This is a genomic window from Pseudocitrobacter corydidari (genome assembly GCF_021172065.1).
GTDB classification, from domain to species: domain Bacteria; phylum Pseudomonadota; class Gammaproteobacteria; order Enterobacterales; family Enterobacteriaceae; genus Pseudocitrobacter; species Pseudocitrobacter corydidari.
This window is the reverse complement of sequence record NZ_CP087880.1, coordinates 300,129-315,326: the sequence shown is the minus strand read 5'-3', so window position 1 is coordinate 315,326 and position 15,198 is coordinate 300,129. Positions and strand designations below refer to the sequence as shown.

At 56.0% G+C, this 15,198-nt stretch carries 15 protein-coding genes; 9 read left to right on the top strand and 6 right to left on the bottom strand.

Annotated elements, in window-relative coordinates; translation table 11 throughout:
• A complete protein-coding gene (gene arnB, locus G163CM_RS01415) occupies positions 1–1,140 on the bottom strand; it encodes a UDP-4-amino-4-deoxy-L-arabinose aminotransferase (RefSeq protein WP_231826599.1) in 1,140 nt (379 codons plus the stop codon).
• 359 nt (positions 1,141–1,499) lie between these two features.
• Between arnB and G163CM_RS01410 the strand changes: the two genes are divergently transcribed.
• From G163CM_RS01410 to G163CM_RS01395, 4 genes are all read left to right on the top strand, one after another.
• The gene (locus G163CM_RS01410; RefSeq protein WP_231826598.1) at positions 1,500–1,745 is read left to right on the top strand and encodes a histidine kinase; all 246 of its coding nucleotides are present in this window, start codon (positions 1,500–1,502) and stop codon (positions 1,743–1,745) included.
• A 162-nt stretch (positions 1,746–1,907) separates the two neighbouring features.
• A complete protein-coding gene (gene yjdI, locus G163CM_RS01405) occupies positions 1,908–2,138 on the top strand; it encodes a 4Fe-4S mono-cluster protein YjdI (protein WP_108473500.1) in 231 nt (76 codons plus the stop codon).
• Positions 2,135–2,428, top strand: a complete 294-nt coding sequence (locus G163CM_RS01400; protein WP_473223134.1) for a GNAT family N-acetyltransferase — start codon at positions 2,135–2,137, stop codon at positions 2,426–2,428. The genes yjdI and G163CM_RS01400 overlap by 4 nt, the downstream gene beginning before the upstream one ends.
• Before the next feature lie 174 nt (positions 2,429–2,602).
• Positions 2,603–2,944: a hypothetical protein gene (locus tag G163CM_RS01395; RefSeq protein ID WP_015963561.1), complete on the top strand. Its 342-nt coding sequence runs from the start codon at positions 2,603–2,605 to the stop codon at positions 2,942–2,944.
• Positions 2,945–3,292: 348 nt separating this feature from the next.
• On the opposite strand, the gene G163CM_RS01390 is transcribed toward G163CM_RS01395, so the two are convergent.
• From G163CM_RS01390 to G163CM_RS01375, 4 genes are all read right to left on the bottom strand, one after another.
• Complete coding sequence (locus tag G163CM_RS01390) at positions 3,293–4,471, bottom strand: cytochrome c biogenesis protein/redoxin (RefSeq protein ID WP_231826597.1); 1,179 nt, start codon at positions 4,469–4,471, stop codon at positions 3,293–3,295.
• Positions 4,472–4,570: 99 nt separating this feature from the next.
• Positions 4,571–5,911 carry an ATP-binding protein gene (locus G163CM_RS01385; RefSeq protein ID WP_231826596.1) on the bottom strand — a complete coding sequence of 447 codons (1,341 nt, stop codon included), beginning with the start codon at positions 5,909–5,911 and terminating at the stop codon, positions 4,571–4,573.
• A complete protein-coding gene (locus G163CM_RS01380; protein ID WP_015963558.1) occupies positions 5,908–6,639 on the bottom strand; it encodes a response regulator in 732 nt (243 codons plus the stop codon). Before G163CM_RS01380 ends, G163CM_RS01385 begins: the two co-directional genes overlap by 4 nt.
• 10 nt (positions 6,640–6,649) lie before the next feature.
• Positions 6,650–7,666, bottom strand: coding sequence for an alpha/beta fold hydrolase (locus G163CM_RS01375; protein ID WP_420851335.1), 1,017 nt, complete (start codon positions 7,664–7,666; stop codon positions 6,650–6,652).
• Positions 7,667–7,984: 318 nt separating this feature from the next.
• Between G163CM_RS01375 and G163CM_RS01370 the strand changes: the two genes are divergently transcribed.
• Positions 7,985–8,728, top strand: coding sequence for an SDR family NAD(P)-dependent oxidoreductase (locus G163CM_RS01370; protein WP_231826595.1), 744 nt, complete (start codon positions 7,985–7,987; stop codon positions 8,726–8,728).
• Between the two features lie 83 nt (positions 8,729–8,811).
• Here the strand turns inward: G163CM_RS01370 and G163CM_RS01365 are convergent, their stop codons facing one another.
• The gene (locus G163CM_RS01365) at positions 8,812–9,954 is read right to left on the bottom strand and encodes an IS481 family transposase (RefSeq protein WP_420851090.1); all 1,143 of its coding nucleotides are present in this window, start codon (positions 9,952–9,954) and stop codon (positions 8,812–8,814) included.
• A gap of 404 nt (positions 9,955–10,358) precedes the next feature.
• On the opposite strand from G163CM_RS01365, the gene hpaD reads away from it, so the two are divergent.
• The 4 genes from hpaD to G163CM_RS01345 all read left to right on the top strand — a co-directional run bounded on the left by hpaD (position 10,359) and on the right by G163CM_RS01345 (position 15,165).
• The gene (hpaD, locus tag G163CM_RS01360) at positions 10,359–11,375 is read left to right on the top strand and encodes a 3,4-dihydroxyphenylacetate 2,3-dioxygenase (protein WP_231826594.1); all 1,017 of its coding nucleotides are present in this window, start codon (positions 10,359–10,361) and stop codon (positions 11,373–11,375) included.
• Positions 11,376–11,465: 90 nt separating this feature from the next.
• Complete coding sequence (locus tag G163CM_RS01355; RefSeq protein WP_231826593.1) at positions 11,466–12,701, top strand: MFS transporter; 1,236 nt, start codon at positions 11,466–11,468, stop codon at positions 12,699–12,701.
• A gap of 89 nt (positions 12,702–12,790) precedes the next feature.
• Positions 12,791–14,083: an FAD-dependent monooxygenase gene (locus G163CM_RS01350; RefSeq protein WP_231826592.1), complete on the top strand. Its 1,293-nt coding sequence runs from the start codon at positions 12,791–12,793 to the stop codon at positions 14,081–14,083.
• Between the two features lie 35 nt (positions 14,084–14,118).
• Positions 14,119–15,165 (top strand): amidohydrolase family protein, encoded by a 1,047-nt coding sequence (locus tag G163CM_RS01345; protein ID WP_231826591.1) that lies wholly within the window; start codon positions 14,119–14,121, stop codon positions 15,163–15,165.
• Positions 15,166–15,198: the final 33 nt, after the last annotated feature.

Here is a 15,198-nt window from a genome sequence, read left to right as displayed (position 1 = left end):
TCAACGTCCTGCCAGTTGATGGAGTGCCGCAATAACGCGGGTTGTGTCGTCATGAGTCATATCCGGGAAAAGAGGAAGGGAACAAATACGCGCGCTGTTCCATTCGGTATTGGGCAGCACGAGATTGGGGTAACGTTCACGATAATATTTTTGCGTATGCGCCGCGCGGAAATGCAGGCCGGTGCCAATTCCCTTCGCTTTTAGCTGTTCCATTAATACGTCACGGCTGATACCACAACGCGCTTCATCCACGCGGATAATAAAAAGATGCCAGGCGTGCTGATGCGGCCAGGCCGGAAGAGCAAGCGGCTGAAAAGGCGTATCGGCCAGTTCCTGTAAATAACGCTGCGCGATGTTGCTGCGTTTTTGATTGGCCTGCGGCAATTTTGCTAATTGCGCCAGTGCCAGCGCGGCGTTGATATCGGCGAGGTTATATTTGTAACCGGGCGAGAGCACTTCCGCCTGCGGGGCGCGGCCATGGGTTTGTCGGTCGAATGCATCCACGCCCAGGCCATGAAATTTCAGGCTGCGGATCTGTCGGGCAAGGTTTTCATCATCGGTCACCACCAACCCGCCTTCGGCGCAGGTCATGTTTTTAATGGCGTGAAACGAGAAAATAGCCGTGCCTTTTCCGCCAACATGATGGCCTTTATAGGCCGTGCCTGCGGCATGAGCCGCATCTTCGATAACCGCAATACCGTGGCGATGCGCCACGGCATAAATGGCGTCGAGATCCACCGGCGCGCCTGCATAATGCACCGGCACGATGGCTTTGGTTCGCGGGGTAATCGCGGCTTCGATCGCCTGCGCGGTGACCATCAGATTATCGCGATCGACATCAATCATCACCGGCGTAGCGCCCAGCAGCTCAATCATATTCAGCGTGGAAACCCAGGTCAGCGAAGGAGTGATGACCTCATCGCCCGGCCCAATTCCAAGCGCCATCAAGGTGACGTGCATTCCGGCAGTAGCGGAACTGACGGCTATCGCAAATCGATTGCCCGTTAGCGCGCAAAATGCCTCTTCTAACGCCTGATTTTGTGGCCCGGTCGTTATCCATCCTGACTGCAAGACGGCTTTTATCGCCTGAAACTCCTCATCCCCCATAGAGGGACGGGAAAACGGTAAAAAATCATCCATTTTGAACACTCGCTGACGTAGCCCCACGGCGCATGGCATAACATGCAATGCCTTTTTCGGGGAGGAGAGGTTCAGAATAGAGAGCTTGTATTAGCGCAACATTAAGAAAGTGAAATATCCAAATAAATTATTTGCAATTAATAGTATTAAAACGCAACCATTTGATATATTTAGAAATTCTATATTCTGCTATTTCCTGTGTTTCCTCATGTTTTTCCTGAATATTTTATTTGGTGAGCACGATCACTATTTACTGCGTGACAAAAGTAGTTTCGCTCACTCATTTACCGTATGTTTAGGCTCTTGCCCTGGTGGGCTGTGCTAATATACGAACACACAAATTATTTGGGGATATATGCATGGAATGGCAGGTCATTGACGTCTCAAAAACTGAAAAACAGGATATTTTTTCAGTGGTCACCCAATGCGGCAAAATTAAAACCATTACTAAAATCAAATCAGCCTTCAGCATTAACAAAGGTGATGTTCTTACACCAACGCTTAATGCCACTTACTACATTAATAACAATAAAAACCGCACCATTGAGATTCTCTCTTCTGTCTGCTTTTCCTCCGAAGCGTGGGCCGCGTTAAAGTTGCGATAGGGCGATATGACAGAGTTGAGAATAATTCTTAAAAAGCTGCGACAGCGCTGCAATATTTGTTAGCAACTCATCCCCTATCAATCAGTAATTCCTTTCCCTCCGCATGCCATGACAGGCTATGATTAGCACAGCCAGTACTCTTATTTGAATTGAGGCAATGTCATGGATAAAGAACTTCTCGACGCCGGATACCGGGTCTACACCGGTGAAAAGATCGACGTCTATTTTAACACCGCCCTGTGTCAGCACTCGGGCAACTGCGTGCGTGGCAACAGCAAGCTCTTCAATTTGAAGCGCAAACCGTGGATTATGCCCGATAATGTAGAGAGCACCGTGGTGCAACAGGTCATCGATACCTGCCCCAGCGGCGCGCTGAAATACCGTACCAAATAACCCATAGCGAGAAAAAAATGGAAATTCTGGAAGGTAACAACCGTTTTTACGTTAACGATGCTGACGGTAATCAACTGGCGGAAGTGGTTTTTGTTCCCACCGGCGAGCACCTCAGTATTATTGAGCATACCGATGTAGATCCAAGCCTGAAGGGCCAGGGCGTTGGCAAGAAACTGGTGGCAAAAGTGGTGGAAAAAATGCGTAACGAGAATCGCAAAATTATTCCGCTGTGCCCCTTCGCTAAACACGAATTTGATACCACCCCGGAATACGCCGATATTCGCGCCTAATCTACAGCGCTCTGCGGAGCGCTGCCCTTCATTGCCCCCGACACAGATCGCAAAAAAAAGAAAAACTCCCCTTAATGAAATCAAAACCCCGTTTTAGTTGACTGACATCAATTTTGTAAACTTTCCGTTACGGTAAAAAGCCCGTCCCGTATAAGAAAAGTCCTACATAATCCTATGAAAAAATTGTTTTTTATTGCTGCACTGGCGACGCTGACCTCCCCTGCCCTTGCGCTTAATTTCAACTCGACAGCACTGAAGCTGAAATGCCCCTCGCGTGGGCTAATCGAAATCACGCTGCATGCCTTTGGACACATCTCCGAGTTGTGGAAGGGACATTATTATGTGGGCTCAGGGCATGAGGTACACAACGGTACGGAATATTTCAAATTCAGTAACGGCGATACCTTAATGCATCATCCAAAGAGCGATAAGTTCATGTTCTATTTTGCCAAAAGCCACACGCTGAAGGCCTGCCAAAAACTTTCTGAACAGCCGATTAAGGTCGCCTTCAATTAAGAGAAGAGCGACGAAACGGCAGCGGATGTTTCCGCCGTTTCGCCCCTGTTTTCAGTAGCCTGAGCAGCGAAATTGCCGGATGCGGCTGCGCCTTATCCGGCCTACGGTTAGACGTTTCCACCGGGCATTGTGCGGCCTAATTGTCGGGTGGCGGCTGCGCCTTATCCGGCCTACGGTTAGGCGTTTCCATCGGGCATTGTGCGGCTTAATTGTCGGGTGGCGGCTGCGCCTTACCCGACCTACGGTTCGGCGTTTCTGTCGGGCATTGTGCGGCCTAATTGTCGGGTGGCAGCTGCGCCTTACCCGACCTACGGTTCAGTACTGGTAGGCCTGATAAGCGCAGCGCCATCAGGCATGGCTCTCCTGTAACAACGTCTTTATCGCCGCTTCCTGCTCGGCATAGTTACCTTCACCAAAGAAGGTGTACCGCAGCTGCCCGCGCGCATCAAACAGGTAGTGTGCAGGCCAGTACTGATTGCCGAACGCATTCCATATACGGTAGTTATTGTCCATCACCACCGGGTAATTCAGCCGCCATTTTTTCACCGCCGACTTTACCGCATGCTCTTGTTTCTCATGGGGATATTCAGGCGTGTGTACGCCGACTACCGTCAGGCCTGGGTATTTCTGCGACCATTCGCGAACATGAGGCAACGTGTGCTGGCAGTTGATGCAGTCAAAGGTCCAGAAATCAACCAGTACCACCTTCCCTTTCAGCGAGTCAGCAGACAGCGGCGCGCTATTGATCCACGCCGTCCCGCCCGTCAACGGCGGTAGCTGACTGCTGGGTGTGGTGTCAACCACCGGCTGCAAATGTACGGATTGTTCAGGTAGCAAGCCCACCAGACGCTGTTCCAGCTGCTGTGAAAACGCACTGGCACCCTGAAGCACGCTGGTAGTACAGGTGGCAATCAGCGCCACCGACGCCAGCATTGCGACACCTGCCCCCTGACGCAGACGTTCCACCACCGCCGTTTTTGCCCGCAGCCAGTGCATCACACGTTTACCACCAAACCACAACAGGGCCAGCATCGCCGCGCAGCCGCTTCCGTAGGCTGCCAGCAATACACTGCCCGAAACGCTGCTCTCCTGAAGCAAACTCAGGCTGAGAATGGCCCCCAGCACCGGCCCGGCGCAGGGTGCCCACAGCAGGCCGGTGGCAAAACCGGCTAGCAGCGCGGCAACGAGCCCACGATTATGGTTGCTTTGATCGTTCACCTGATTGCCCAGCCGCACCACCGGTTTCGCCAGCCACTGCGCCACGCGTGGGAATATCAGCGAAAGCGCGACCGCGCTCATAAACAGTAACGCCAGCCAACGCCCAACGGTGGCAACCTGAGCCACCCAGGCACTGGCCACGGTCACCAGCGATGACACCAGGGTAAACATCAGCACCATCCCGGTTAACATCGCCGCCAGATGACGTTTCTGCCCTTTCACGCTGGCAAATAAAAACGGGATAACAGGCAGCGTACAGGGGCTTAACAGCGTCAGCATGCCGCCGACAAACGCAATGATAATAGCCATATCTCACCTCACCTTTAAGTTGCCTGGGTATCAGGCGGTGAGACGATTTAACCGCGTCGATGTGTGCGGGGTGTGTCGGCGGAAGGCCGTTTTGTCTCGTTAGTTGTCGCGAGAGGAAGAGGATACAGAAGGATACAAAACGCGCGGCAAACGCAAAGTGACCACCAGACCGCCGTCGGGATGGTTGTGTAAATGCAACTGACCATGAAGCTGCGTCGCCAGTTGGGCCGCGATCGCCAACCCCAGCCCGGTACCGCCGGTGTGGCGATTGCGCGAGTTTTCAATACGGTAGAAAGGTTGTAGTACCGCATCCTGCTCGGCCTCATCAATACCGGGGCCGTTATCCCGCACCTGAATTTCCAGCCACTGCGTATCATGCAAAAGCAGATGAACCTGCGCTTCACTGCCGTACTTCAGCGCATTATCAAGCAGATTGGTCATGATGCGCCGTAGCGCCTGCGGCCGGATCTCCAGCGGGGAAATCGTTGGGGCGGGCAAGAAGGTGACTACCTGCCCGGTGTCCGTATAGTCGCAAACGAGGGTGTCGAGAAAGGCATTGAGATCGAGCCGATGCGTGGGCTCCAGCAAGGGTTCAGCGCTTCGGGCATACGCTATGCCCTCGCGTACCAGCCGCGTCATATTCTCGAGATCCTGCATGAGCTTATCGCGAAGCATCGGCTCCTCGCTCATCTCCACGCGCAGTTTCATCCGCGTGATGGGCGTTTGCAGGTCGTGGGAAATTGCGGCGAGAATTTGCGTGCGTTCTTTCAAATAACGCTGGATACGCGCCTGCATCGCATTAAATGCGCGGGCCGCCTGCGCCACTTCCCGTGGCCCCTGATCGTCCATTAGTCGCGGTTGTGTTGCGGCGGGTTCTAAGGCTTCCACCGCGCGGGTAAACCGCGATAGCGGGCGAATCACCTGGCGTACCGCCAGCCAGGCGCAGAGTAAAAGCAGCAACGGCTGGATAACCAGCACCACCGGCAGCCAGCGCGCCAGCGCGGGCAACTGCGGGCGCAGGTCTATCGTCAGCGGGGAACCATCAGCTAAGCGCAGATGCGCCTGAATATGCTCGCGCGGGCCGGGAATGGCGCTCATTGTCAACGCGTATTGCCCGCCGAGCGCCTCCTGAAGCGACGCCACAATCGAGCGCGAGCGCCAGCTGTCAGGTACGGGGCCCGGCTCACCGGCATCGGTTTGGTAGTGGTAATTGCCTCGCGCCAGCCTGGGAAGCCACGCGGCGCGTTCGTCTGCAGGAAGGTGGTCAAGAATCGCCACGCTGGTCGCCACGTCATAACCCAGGTTATCGAGCATCACCGTGCGTGCGCTGCTCATACGCTCATACAGTAGCAGTGAAAGCGTCAGGCCGTTCGCCAGTAACAGCCCGACCAGCACCAGCAGTACCAGCCGATACAGCAGCGTTTTCGGCCACAGCCTCACTGACGAATCTCCACCGGCATCGCCAGCACATAGCCTTCGCTGCGCACAGTTTTGATGTAAGCGGGCTCGCGCGCGTCATCGCTCAGCCGTTGACGCAGACGGCTGACCAGCAGGTCGATGGAGCGTTCAAATAACTCCGCATCACGCCCCTGAGTAAGGCTTAATAACTGGTCCCGATTCAGGACACGCTGCGGGTGATCGAGAAAAACCCGCAGCAGGCGATATTCCGCCCCGCTGAGCGCGACAACCAGACCGTCATCGTCGATCAAATGGCGAGCGGCGGTATCCAGTTGCCAGCGGCCAAACGCAATTAGCCGCCCGGCATCGGTGATTTGCAAATTCGGCGGCAAGGCCCGATAGCGCCGCAAAATAGCTTTAATCCGCGCCAGCAGTTCACGCGCAACAAACGGTTTCACCAGATAATCATCCGCGCCCATCTCAAGGCCGAGGATTCGGTCCGCGTCATCGCTGCGGGCGGTGAGCATCAGCACCGGCAGATTTTGATGGCGATCGCTGCGCAGTTCGCGGCACAACGTCAGCCCGTCATCGCCCGGCATCATGACGTCCAGCACCACCAGATCCACCTGGTGGTGAGCCAGATACGCCCGCATCGCCTTCCCGTTGGCGGCTCCCGTCGCGCGATAGCCCGCGCTATTAAGGTAGTCGACAACCAACTCTCGAATATCGCTGTCGTCATCGACCACCAGCACCGTGTCGATATGTTCCATCGCGGCCCCGTTACAGTTTATCGGCGTCAACCACCGCCTGAGTGAACGCCACCGGGTCTTCCTGCGGCGGATTATGACCGACATTCGCGCCAAACGTGCGGTGCTCATACTTGCCGGTAAAACGGGCGGCATAGGTTTTAGGGTCCGGATGCGGCGCGCCGTTGTTTCCGCCTTCAATGGTGATGGTTGGCACGGTGATAGCCGGAAGCGTCGCCAGTTTTTGCTCGTATTTATCGTACTTCGCTTCACCCTTTTCGAGCCCTAAACGCCAGCGGTAGTTGCTGATAGTGACCGCAACGTGATCCGGGTTATCCAGCGAGGCAGCGCTGGCGGCAAAGGTTTTATCGCTAAACTTCCAGCCCGGTGATGCCTGTTGCCAAATGAGCTTCGCAAAATCATGGGTATTTTTCGCATAGCCCGCTTCGCCACGCGGGGTGGCAAAATAGAACTGATACCACCACAGCAGCTCTGCCTGCGGCGGCAGCGGTTGCTCACCAATTTTCTGGCTGCTGATAAGATAGCCGCTCACCGACACCAGCGATTTAACCCGCTCCGGCCACAGTGCGGCGACGATATCCGCCGTGCGCGCGCCCCAGTCAAAACCGGCAACGTCCGCCTGCTTAATGTTCAGCGCATCCATCAGCGCCACAATATCCGCCGCCATTGCCGACGGCTGGCCGTTACGCGGCGCAGTGTCAGAGATAAAACGCGTCGTGCCGTAACCGCGCAGATGCGGAACGATCACCCTAAAGCCTTTGCTGGCGAGGGCCGGAGCCACCTCTACGTAACTGTGAATATCGTAGGGCCAGCCGTGCAACAGTATCACCGGCTGCCCGTCACGCGGGCCGATATCGACGTAGCCGATATTCACATCACCGGCGTTAATCTGGTGGATGTTATTGAACTCGCTGGCGTAATTATCAGCCGCCAATACCGGAAGTACAGGCGTCAACAACATAGCGAGCAGAAGAGCAGATTTTACCGTTTTGTTTTTTAAAAATTGAACCGGGAGGGCCGACGTATTCATTTTTGACTCCTGCGCATGGGCATGGATGAGAGATCGATAAAAAAGCAAAAACGATAGTTAGCGAAGGAATTATAGTGAGTAAATTCTAACCAGTCGGGACTATTTCTTTTCGCCCTATCGCCTGACTATCAAAACAGCCGCATGTGTCGGGGATATTCCGCCGTTCCGCCCTTTTTGCCTGCCTCTGTATCTCCATTTACGCCAGATACAGTGTGATACACAGTGACGAAAAATCAGTCTTGACGCTCAGGGGCGTTGAGGAGGAGATTAAGCCTGCAAGATGGTCATTTTTTAACCTCCCACACAAGGTGTAACGCAATGGCTCAATCACTGGCAGGAAAAAAGGCTCTGGTTATCGGTGGCTCGCGCGGTATTGGCGAAGCGATTGTCCGCAGGCTTAGCGATGAAGGCGCAACCGTCGCCTTCACCTGGGTGTCATCCGGCGAGCGCGTGCAGCAGCAGGTAGATAATTACCGACAGCAGGGAAAAGCGGTGCAGGCGTTTCAGGCCGACAGCGGCGATGCGGCGAAACTTACGGAAGCCGTAAACCAGGCGGCTCAGGCGCTGGGCGGGCTGGATATTCTGGTCTATAACGCGGGCGTTTTGCGGATGGGCGATATCGCGACGTTTTCGCTGGAGGATTTCGACCTGAGCTACAACATTAACGTGCGCGGGCCGTTTGTCGCAGTGCAGGCGGCGTTGCCGCATTTTCAGTCCGGTGGGCGGATTATCACCATCGGCAGTATCGTCAGCAGCGCAGGCCGGGGGCCTGGCTCCACGGTGTATGGGGTGACCAAAGCCGCCGTCGCCCGTATGGTGCGCGGGCTGGCGTGGGATTTGAGCGAACGCAAAATTACGGTGAATGATGTTCAGCCGGGGCCGGTGGCGACGGATATGAACCCACTCGACGGGGAGCATGCGGAGTACTTAATCAACGCCAACCCCATGAAGCGTTTTGGCGAACCGCATGAAGTCGCTAATCTGGTTGCCTGGCTTGCCGGGCCGGAATCGTCGTACGTAAATGGCGCGTGTATGGCGGTGGATGGCGGGTTAACGGCGTAGTTTTTTCCCCTCACCCTGACCCTCTCCCTCTGTACGGTCCGGGGACATGGTAGACAGGTGTTCGGGGACATGGTGAACACTTTTTAACATCCTTTACCCATGGTGATCGACTTTTTCTTCAGGTCGATCACCCCCACTTTCGTACTGTACCACCACACTTCATAGCAGCCATCCTCCTGCGTCTCCTTCAGCCCGACCCGCTCTCCCCTGAACGCATTGCCTGCCTTCAGACTGATACCTTTTATGCTCAGCTTCCCGCTGATATCGACCTTCCTCACCATCACCCCTTCATCATATTCCGGTGGCGTAATGCTGTCGCTGTACTGCCTTGCAGACGGCTGATACCGCGAGGCCGGAACGGCCATACCCAGTGCTTCATGGGGCCGTTCAAGGTTATACACCGTACGCCAGTGGTCGAAAGCTCGCTGCAGCTCACCGCTGTCTGTGAACCACTTACCCTGCAGTACTTCCGCCTTCAGGCTGCGGTGAAAACGTTCCAGCTTGCCCTGTGTCTGCGGATGGTATGGCCGGGAATGCCCCACCCGGATACCCTGGCGCATCAGCCACAACTCAAGTGCCGTCCAGGTGCCGGTGGTGTCGCCCCACGGTGAGCCGTTGTCCATCGTCATCCGATCTGGCAGCCCGTAGCGTTCAAACACGCTGACCAGCTGCTGCTGCACGGTCTCACGGCGTTCATCGGTGCAGGGTGCCAGACACAGGGAGAAACGAGAGTGGTCGTCCAGCAGGGTGAGCGGATGGCAGCGGCCCCCGCCGAAGGGGAAGTGGCCCTTAAAATCCATCTGCCAGAGCCGGTTCGGCGCGTCATGTTCGAAGCGCCCTGTGGCCGGAATGCCCGGAGCCGTGCCCGGTAGCAGACCGTGACGGGCCATCAGGTTATGGACGGTGCTGAAGGCGGGCATACGGTGCCCCTGGTCTTCGAGCCAGCGCTTTATCTTGCGGGCGCCCCAGCGCTCATGACGGGCATGGGCGATGCGCAGCAGGTCAGTGATATCATCCGGAGAACGGTTGGGAGAGTGATGAGGTACGCGGGGACGGTCCAGAAGACCGGATGCGCCTTCCTCAGCCCAGCGACGAAGCCACTTGTAACCGGTGGCGGGAGAAATGCCGTAGTGACGGCAGAGGGAACGGATGTTCGCCCCGTCTTGTGAGGCGAACAGAACAAACTCGGAACGTAATGACATGGTATCTCTCGCATCCCAGGGCATAAGCGACTCCATAAACGGATTCTTATGCCTTAGTTGTAAGTGTCTACCATGTCCCCGAACAAGTGTTCAATATGTCCCCGGACTGTACACCCTCAAGGGAGAGGGAACTGACCGAGCCAAAGGTTAAGTGTGTGCGTTTTTCTCCCTCTCCCTGTGGGAGAGGGCCGGGGTGAGGGCATCAGCGCGCACATTTCCCCCTGGCCGCACTTCCCCCCAAATTATTTGATCCCCTTCGCACATTTTTCTTCTGTTTCCTCTTTTGTTCGTTTCTTACGCGTTTCCTCTTGCCCTTTTTCCATCTCTGGCTAATATCAAAAACGTGTTTGCGATATATCTTTTTTAGCGATATATCTTAAAACAAAAAAACGCTAACACACCCTACGACTGAAAGAGAGAACACAACAATGCAGCACATCAATGATGTCATTCTGGATCCTCCTTTTACGATTACGAGGGCCAGTCATGTTGTTTTAAACGTTCGCGACCTTGAAGCCAGCAAGCACTTTTACACCGAGCTGGTGGGGCTGGTGGTCAGCGACGAAGATGACTCCGCCGTTTATCTGCGCGGCCTGGAGGAGCGCGGCCACCACAGTCTGGTGTTACGCAAATCGACGGAAACCACCTGCGCGCGTATTGGTATGCGGGTGCTGCGCAATGACGATATCTTCAACGCACAGGACTATTTCGCCCGCGCCGGATACACAACAACGCTGGTTGATGTTCCCTTCCAGGGCCCGACGCTGCATGTTTCCGATAGCATCGGCGTGCCGCTGGAACTGTGCGCGTCGATGGAGCCGCGCGAACGTCTGTTCAAGGAATATCATCGCTATCGCGGTGCCTGCGCTCAGCGTCTGGATCACTACCAGTTGCAGGCCAGCGACGTACGCAAAACCCTCGCGTTCTATCAGCCGCTGGGGTTTCGGGTGAGCGAGTATACGTATTCGAAACTGGATGATGGTCAGGACCACTTGTGGGGCGTGTGGCTGCAGCGTAAAGGCAACCCGCACGATATCGTCTTCACCAACGGCGTGGGCCCGCGTCTGCACCACTTCGCCTACACCCTGCCCGACACCAATGACATGATCCGCGCCTGCGACGTGGCCGGGGCGTTAGGCTACGCGCCGCAGCTGGAGCGCGGCCCCGGTCGACACGGCATCAGCGGCGCACTGTTTGTTTACTTCCGCGATCCAGATGGCCACCGCATTGAGTTGTTCAACACTCATTACCAGCATATCGATCTCGAACCGGCGCTGGGCTGGGATTTGAGCGATCCCAAGCGTGCCGATCAGTGGGGCATGCCTGCGCAGAACAAGTGGTTTAACGAAGCCACCGAATTTGCTTCGGTCACGCCGTCATCGCCAAACCTGAAGGTCGATCCTCCTACTCTGGAGCGCTTTCTGGCGATCGCCAACGACGCATAAGCCCGAATACAGAACTGTTTAGTTGTCAGTTATCCGCCTGTCTTTCGCCTTTCGCGACGGACGAGACTGTTGTACGCAGGAGAAAGGATCATGACCACGGCAATACAGAGTCCTGTTGTAAGAATTTTGGTGACTTACGCCCTCGGGGTGATGGCCGCCATGACGGTGAGTGAAGCGGTTACAGAGCTGGGCGCGATTGCCCGCGAATTTCATATTGTCGATCACAGTAAACCGGGGCTAATTATGTCGCTGCCCTCGCTGATGGTCGCGCTCGGCGCGCTGCTGGCAGGCTACATCGTTGACCAGGTGGGCGATCGCATTGTGCTGCTGATTGGCGCGGTAATTATTATCGCTGGCGATATGTTTGTCATCAGCGCCAGTACCTTCAACTGGCTGCTGATAGGCCGCATGTTGACGGGCGTCGGCTACGTGCTGGCCGCGGTGTCGGCGGTAACGTTGCTTATCCGTATTACTACGGGTAAGCAGCGCACCATGGCGATGGCGTTATGGTCGACCTTCGTGCCGGTGAGCTTCCTGCTGCCCTTCCTGTCTGCGGGTCTGGCGGAGCATTTCGGCAGCTGGCGCGCGGCGTTTATCGCCCACTCGGCGCTGACGCTGGCGTTGCTGGTGATTGCCGCCTTCAGCCTGCCTGCCCGCACCGCGCTGGAAAAAGCACAGTTCTCCCGCACTCGCGGATTAAGCGCGGTGCTGAAAAGCCCGCTTCCCTGGCTGTTGGGGATCTCGTTTGGCGCTGATGCCTTCCTGCAAACCGGGATGAGCGCCACCCTGACGCCGTATCTGTCACGCGTCTACAGTGTGCCGCCGGTGGATGTCGCCCATATGAACGTCTTCGCCATGCTGCTCAACGCGGTGGGCTGTTTGTCGGTGGGAGCGCTGCTTAACCGGGGCGTGAAAGCCTGGGTGATTGCCGCCTTCGGCGTGGTGATGACGGGCATCGCGGGCATTGCCATTTTCACCCTGCACCCGAGCTTTATGTTCTCTATCGCCGCCTCCTGGCTGTTTATGTTTGCCAGCGGGCTGTTGGTGGGCATGTGGGCGCTCGCGCCACTGGTTGCGCCCTCCCGCGAGAGCATCGGCGCCACCAGCGGGTTAATTACCCAACTGACGCTGGTCGGCGTGTTCCTTGGGCCGCCGCTGTTTATCTCCGGGCAACTGCACGGTAACAGCCACACCATGCCAACGCTGATTATCGCAGGCCTGGTGGTGTGCCTGGCCGGGATACCTATCTGGATCCGTGATGTGAACCGCCAGGCGTTACCCGGCGTCAACGCTGCAGACAGCGGTGCCGCCAAAAGTCATAGCTAACCCCGTTAACTGAACTGTTTACCGGCGATCGGAGACGATCGCCGAACGATGAACTGTACCTGAAATACAGCAAATAAGAGGAAGTCATCATGTTGGATATCGTCATTATTGGCGCAGGCCCTGCGGGGCTCGCAACCGCCCTGCGCCTTCATCAGAAAGGATTTCGCCCGCATCTGTATGAATCCGTCGCTGAGATTAAACCGCTGGGCGTGGGCGTTGACATCAAGCCCTACGCGGTGAAAGAGATAACCGAGCTGGGTCTGTACGACGCGTTCAAAGCCATCTCCGTCGAGGCGAAAGAGTCGGTGTTTTATACCGGCTACGGCCAGGAAATTTTCGGCGAGCTGTGCGGCAAGCATATGGGCTATGAGTACGACCAGCGCTTTGTCCATCGCGGTCATCTGCAAATGATGCTCTACAAAGCGGTGCAGGAGCGGCTCGGCAACGACGCCATTACGCTCGGTAGCCGCTGTACGGGAGTCGAGCAGGATGAAAACGGTGTGACCGTGCATTTTGATAATACGCTGAACCCCGCCGCGCCAACGCAGGTCCGCGCCGATGTAGTGATTGGCGTCGATGGTATCCGTTCGGTGGTACGCAGCCAGCTGCTGCCGGAATCCGTGCGCACGCACTTCTCTGGCCTGACGCTCTATCGCGGCGTGACGGTCATGAAGCCGATTAAAGCTGGGGGCACCATTTTGCACATCGGCGACCCCATTCGTCAGGGCACCATTATCGTCTATCCGATTCAGGACAACGTCGATAGTCAGGGCAATCAACTGGTGAACTGGGTGGTTGAGCAGGCCGAAAAACCGCAGACCGAAGAGGACTGGAACCAGGAAACCGGCGTACGCGACATCGAGCACGTGTTTGATGACTGCAAGCTGCCGTTCCTCGACGTCAGCGAAATGATCCGCAACGCCCGCGAATGTTACCTCTTCCCGCTGATCGACCACGACCCGCTGAAACAGTGGTCATTTGGGCGCATCACACTGCTCGGCGATGCGGCGCACGCCATGTATCCACGCGGCGGCAACAGCGTCTGCCAGGCCTTTGTCGACGCGTGCGTTATCGCCGAGAAACTGGCGGAAATAGACGATCCGGTTGAGGCGTTAAAAGCCTACGAACTGGAGCGCCGTGAAAAAGTGAACTGGCTGGTGCTGGCCTCACGCGGCGAAGGCCCGGAAGTGGTGCGTCGCATTGTGGAAGAGCGCAGCGGCGGCAAACCGTTTGAAGACATTGAAGATATTTTCCCACATGAAGAGGCGCTGTCCATCTTCAGCGAGTACCACGCCAAAGCGGGCATGAAAATTCCGGGGCAGAAAGAGAATGCCGATGCCCGCCAGTATCAGTCCGTTTTTACCGCAACACAAAACCAATAAAACAAACCGACACAACGTTAAAAAGGAAAAACACCATGAGTAAGATTATTGATGCAAACATGCACTGGCTGCCAGGCGACCTGTTCTCTGATAAAAACCTGCTGAATGCCTTTCTGGACTGCGTGCCAAAACAGTACGGCGTGCATACCCGCGTGGAAAAAATTGAGGGCAAAGACTTAAGCCAGCTGATCATCGAGCAGCCTAAGGGCTATGTAAACCTGAACTACGCTGAAGGCCAGTACACGCTGGAAAGTCAGCTGGCAGACATGGAAAAAGCGGGCGTCGACCACGCCATTTTCCGCCTGCCGGTGTGGCAGGAGTGGCTGGATCTGGAGACCTGTAAAAAAGTGAATGACCGCATGGCGGAGTACGTAAAACGCAGCGGCGGTAAGATGTCGGCGCTGGCGGTGGTTCCGCCGTGGGGAACGGACGCGTGCCTGCGTGAAGTGGATCGCTGCCTGAATGAGCTCGGTTTTCGTGGGGCGCAGATTGTCGCCCACTACGGGCAAATCTATCTCGACGATCCGGCGTTCCGCCCGTATCTGAAGTACCTTAACAGCCTGAACGTGCCGGTGGTGGTTCACCATACGCCGCTGCCGGTCGATTATCACTCCGTCCTGCCGTATACCAACCAGCGTCGCCAGTTTGGCCGCTGCATCGATCAGGCCACCGCCGTGGGCCGCGAGCTGTTCAGCGGTATGTTTGATGAGCTGCCAAACCTTAAGTTTATCCACTCTATGCTGGGCGGCGCGTTCTACGCCTTCGCCGATATGCTGGTGCCGCAGCAGCACAACTTTAACGACGCGGTGGATCGCTTCCAGGCGTCAACAGGCAACCTGCGCGCGCACTTCAGCAACAATATTTTCTTCGATACATCAGGCGCACCGCAGTGGGGTAAAGCGCAGCTGGAAGCGGCGGTGAAGGTGGTTGGCGGTAAAAACATTCTTTACGGCAGCTCCTACCCGATTCGTAAAGACTGGTTCTTCCAGGGGATTGAGACTATCGAGAGTCTGGATATTTCTGCCGAAGATAAAGCCAACATTCTGGGCGGCAACGCGGCCCGTATGTTTGGCATCGAGTAACACCCTCTTTTTACTCAGCGTTATTTTGAGAGC

Bases quoted from the DNA above. Each gene is read 5' to 3' on its own strand.
- G163CM_RS01390 (WP_231826597.1), bottom strand. From the start codon at position 4,471: ATGGCTATTATCATTGCGTTTGTCGGCGGCATGCTGACGCTGTTAAGC.
- G163CM_RS01345 (WP_231826591.1), top strand. From the start codon at position 14,119: ATGAGTAAGATTATTGATGCAAACATGCACTGGCTGCCAGGCGACCTG.
- G163CM_RS01375 (WP_420851335.1), bottom strand. From the start codon at position 7,666: ATGAATACGTCGGCCCTCCCGGTTCAATTTTTAAAAAACAAAACGGTA.
- arnB (WP_231826599.1), bottom strand. From the start codon at position 1,140: ATGGATGATTTTTTACCGTTTTCCCGTCCCTCTATGGGGGATGAGGAG.
- G163CM_RS01370 (WP_231826595.1), top strand. From the start codon at position 7,985: ATGGCTCAATCACTGGCAGGAAAAAAGGCTCTGGTTATCGGTGGCTCG.
- G163CM_RS01410 (WP_231826598.1), top strand. From the start codon at position 1,500: ATGGAATGGCAGGTCATTGACGTCTCAAAAACTGAAAAACAGGATATT.
- yjdI (WP_108473500.1), top strand. From the start codon at position 1,908: ATGGATAAAGAACTTCTCGACGCCGGATACCGGGTCTACACCGGTGAA.
- G163CM_RS01380 (WP_015963558.1), bottom strand. From the start codon at position 6,639: ATGGAACATATCGACACGGTGCTGGTGGTCGATGACGACAGCGATATT.
- G163CM_RS01355 (WP_231826593.1), top strand. From the start codon at position 11,466: ATGACCACGGCAATACAGAGTCCTGTTGTAAGAATTTTGGTGACTTAC.
- G163CM_RS01365 (WP_420851090.1), bottom strand. From the start codon at position 9,954: ATGCCCTGGGATGCGAGAGATACCATGTCATTACGTTCCGAGTTTGTT.
- G163CM_RS01350 (WP_231826592.1), top strand. From the start codon at position 12,791: ATGTTGGATATCGTCATTATTGGCGCAGGCCCTGCGGGGCTCGCAACC.
- hpaD (WP_231826594.1), top strand. From the start codon at position 10,359: ATGCAGCACATCAATGATGTCATTCTGGATCCTCCTTTTACGATTACG.
- G163CM_RS01395 (WP_015963561.1), top strand. From the start codon at position 2,603: ATGAAAAAATTGTTTTTTATTGCTGCACTGGCGACGCTGACCTCCCCT.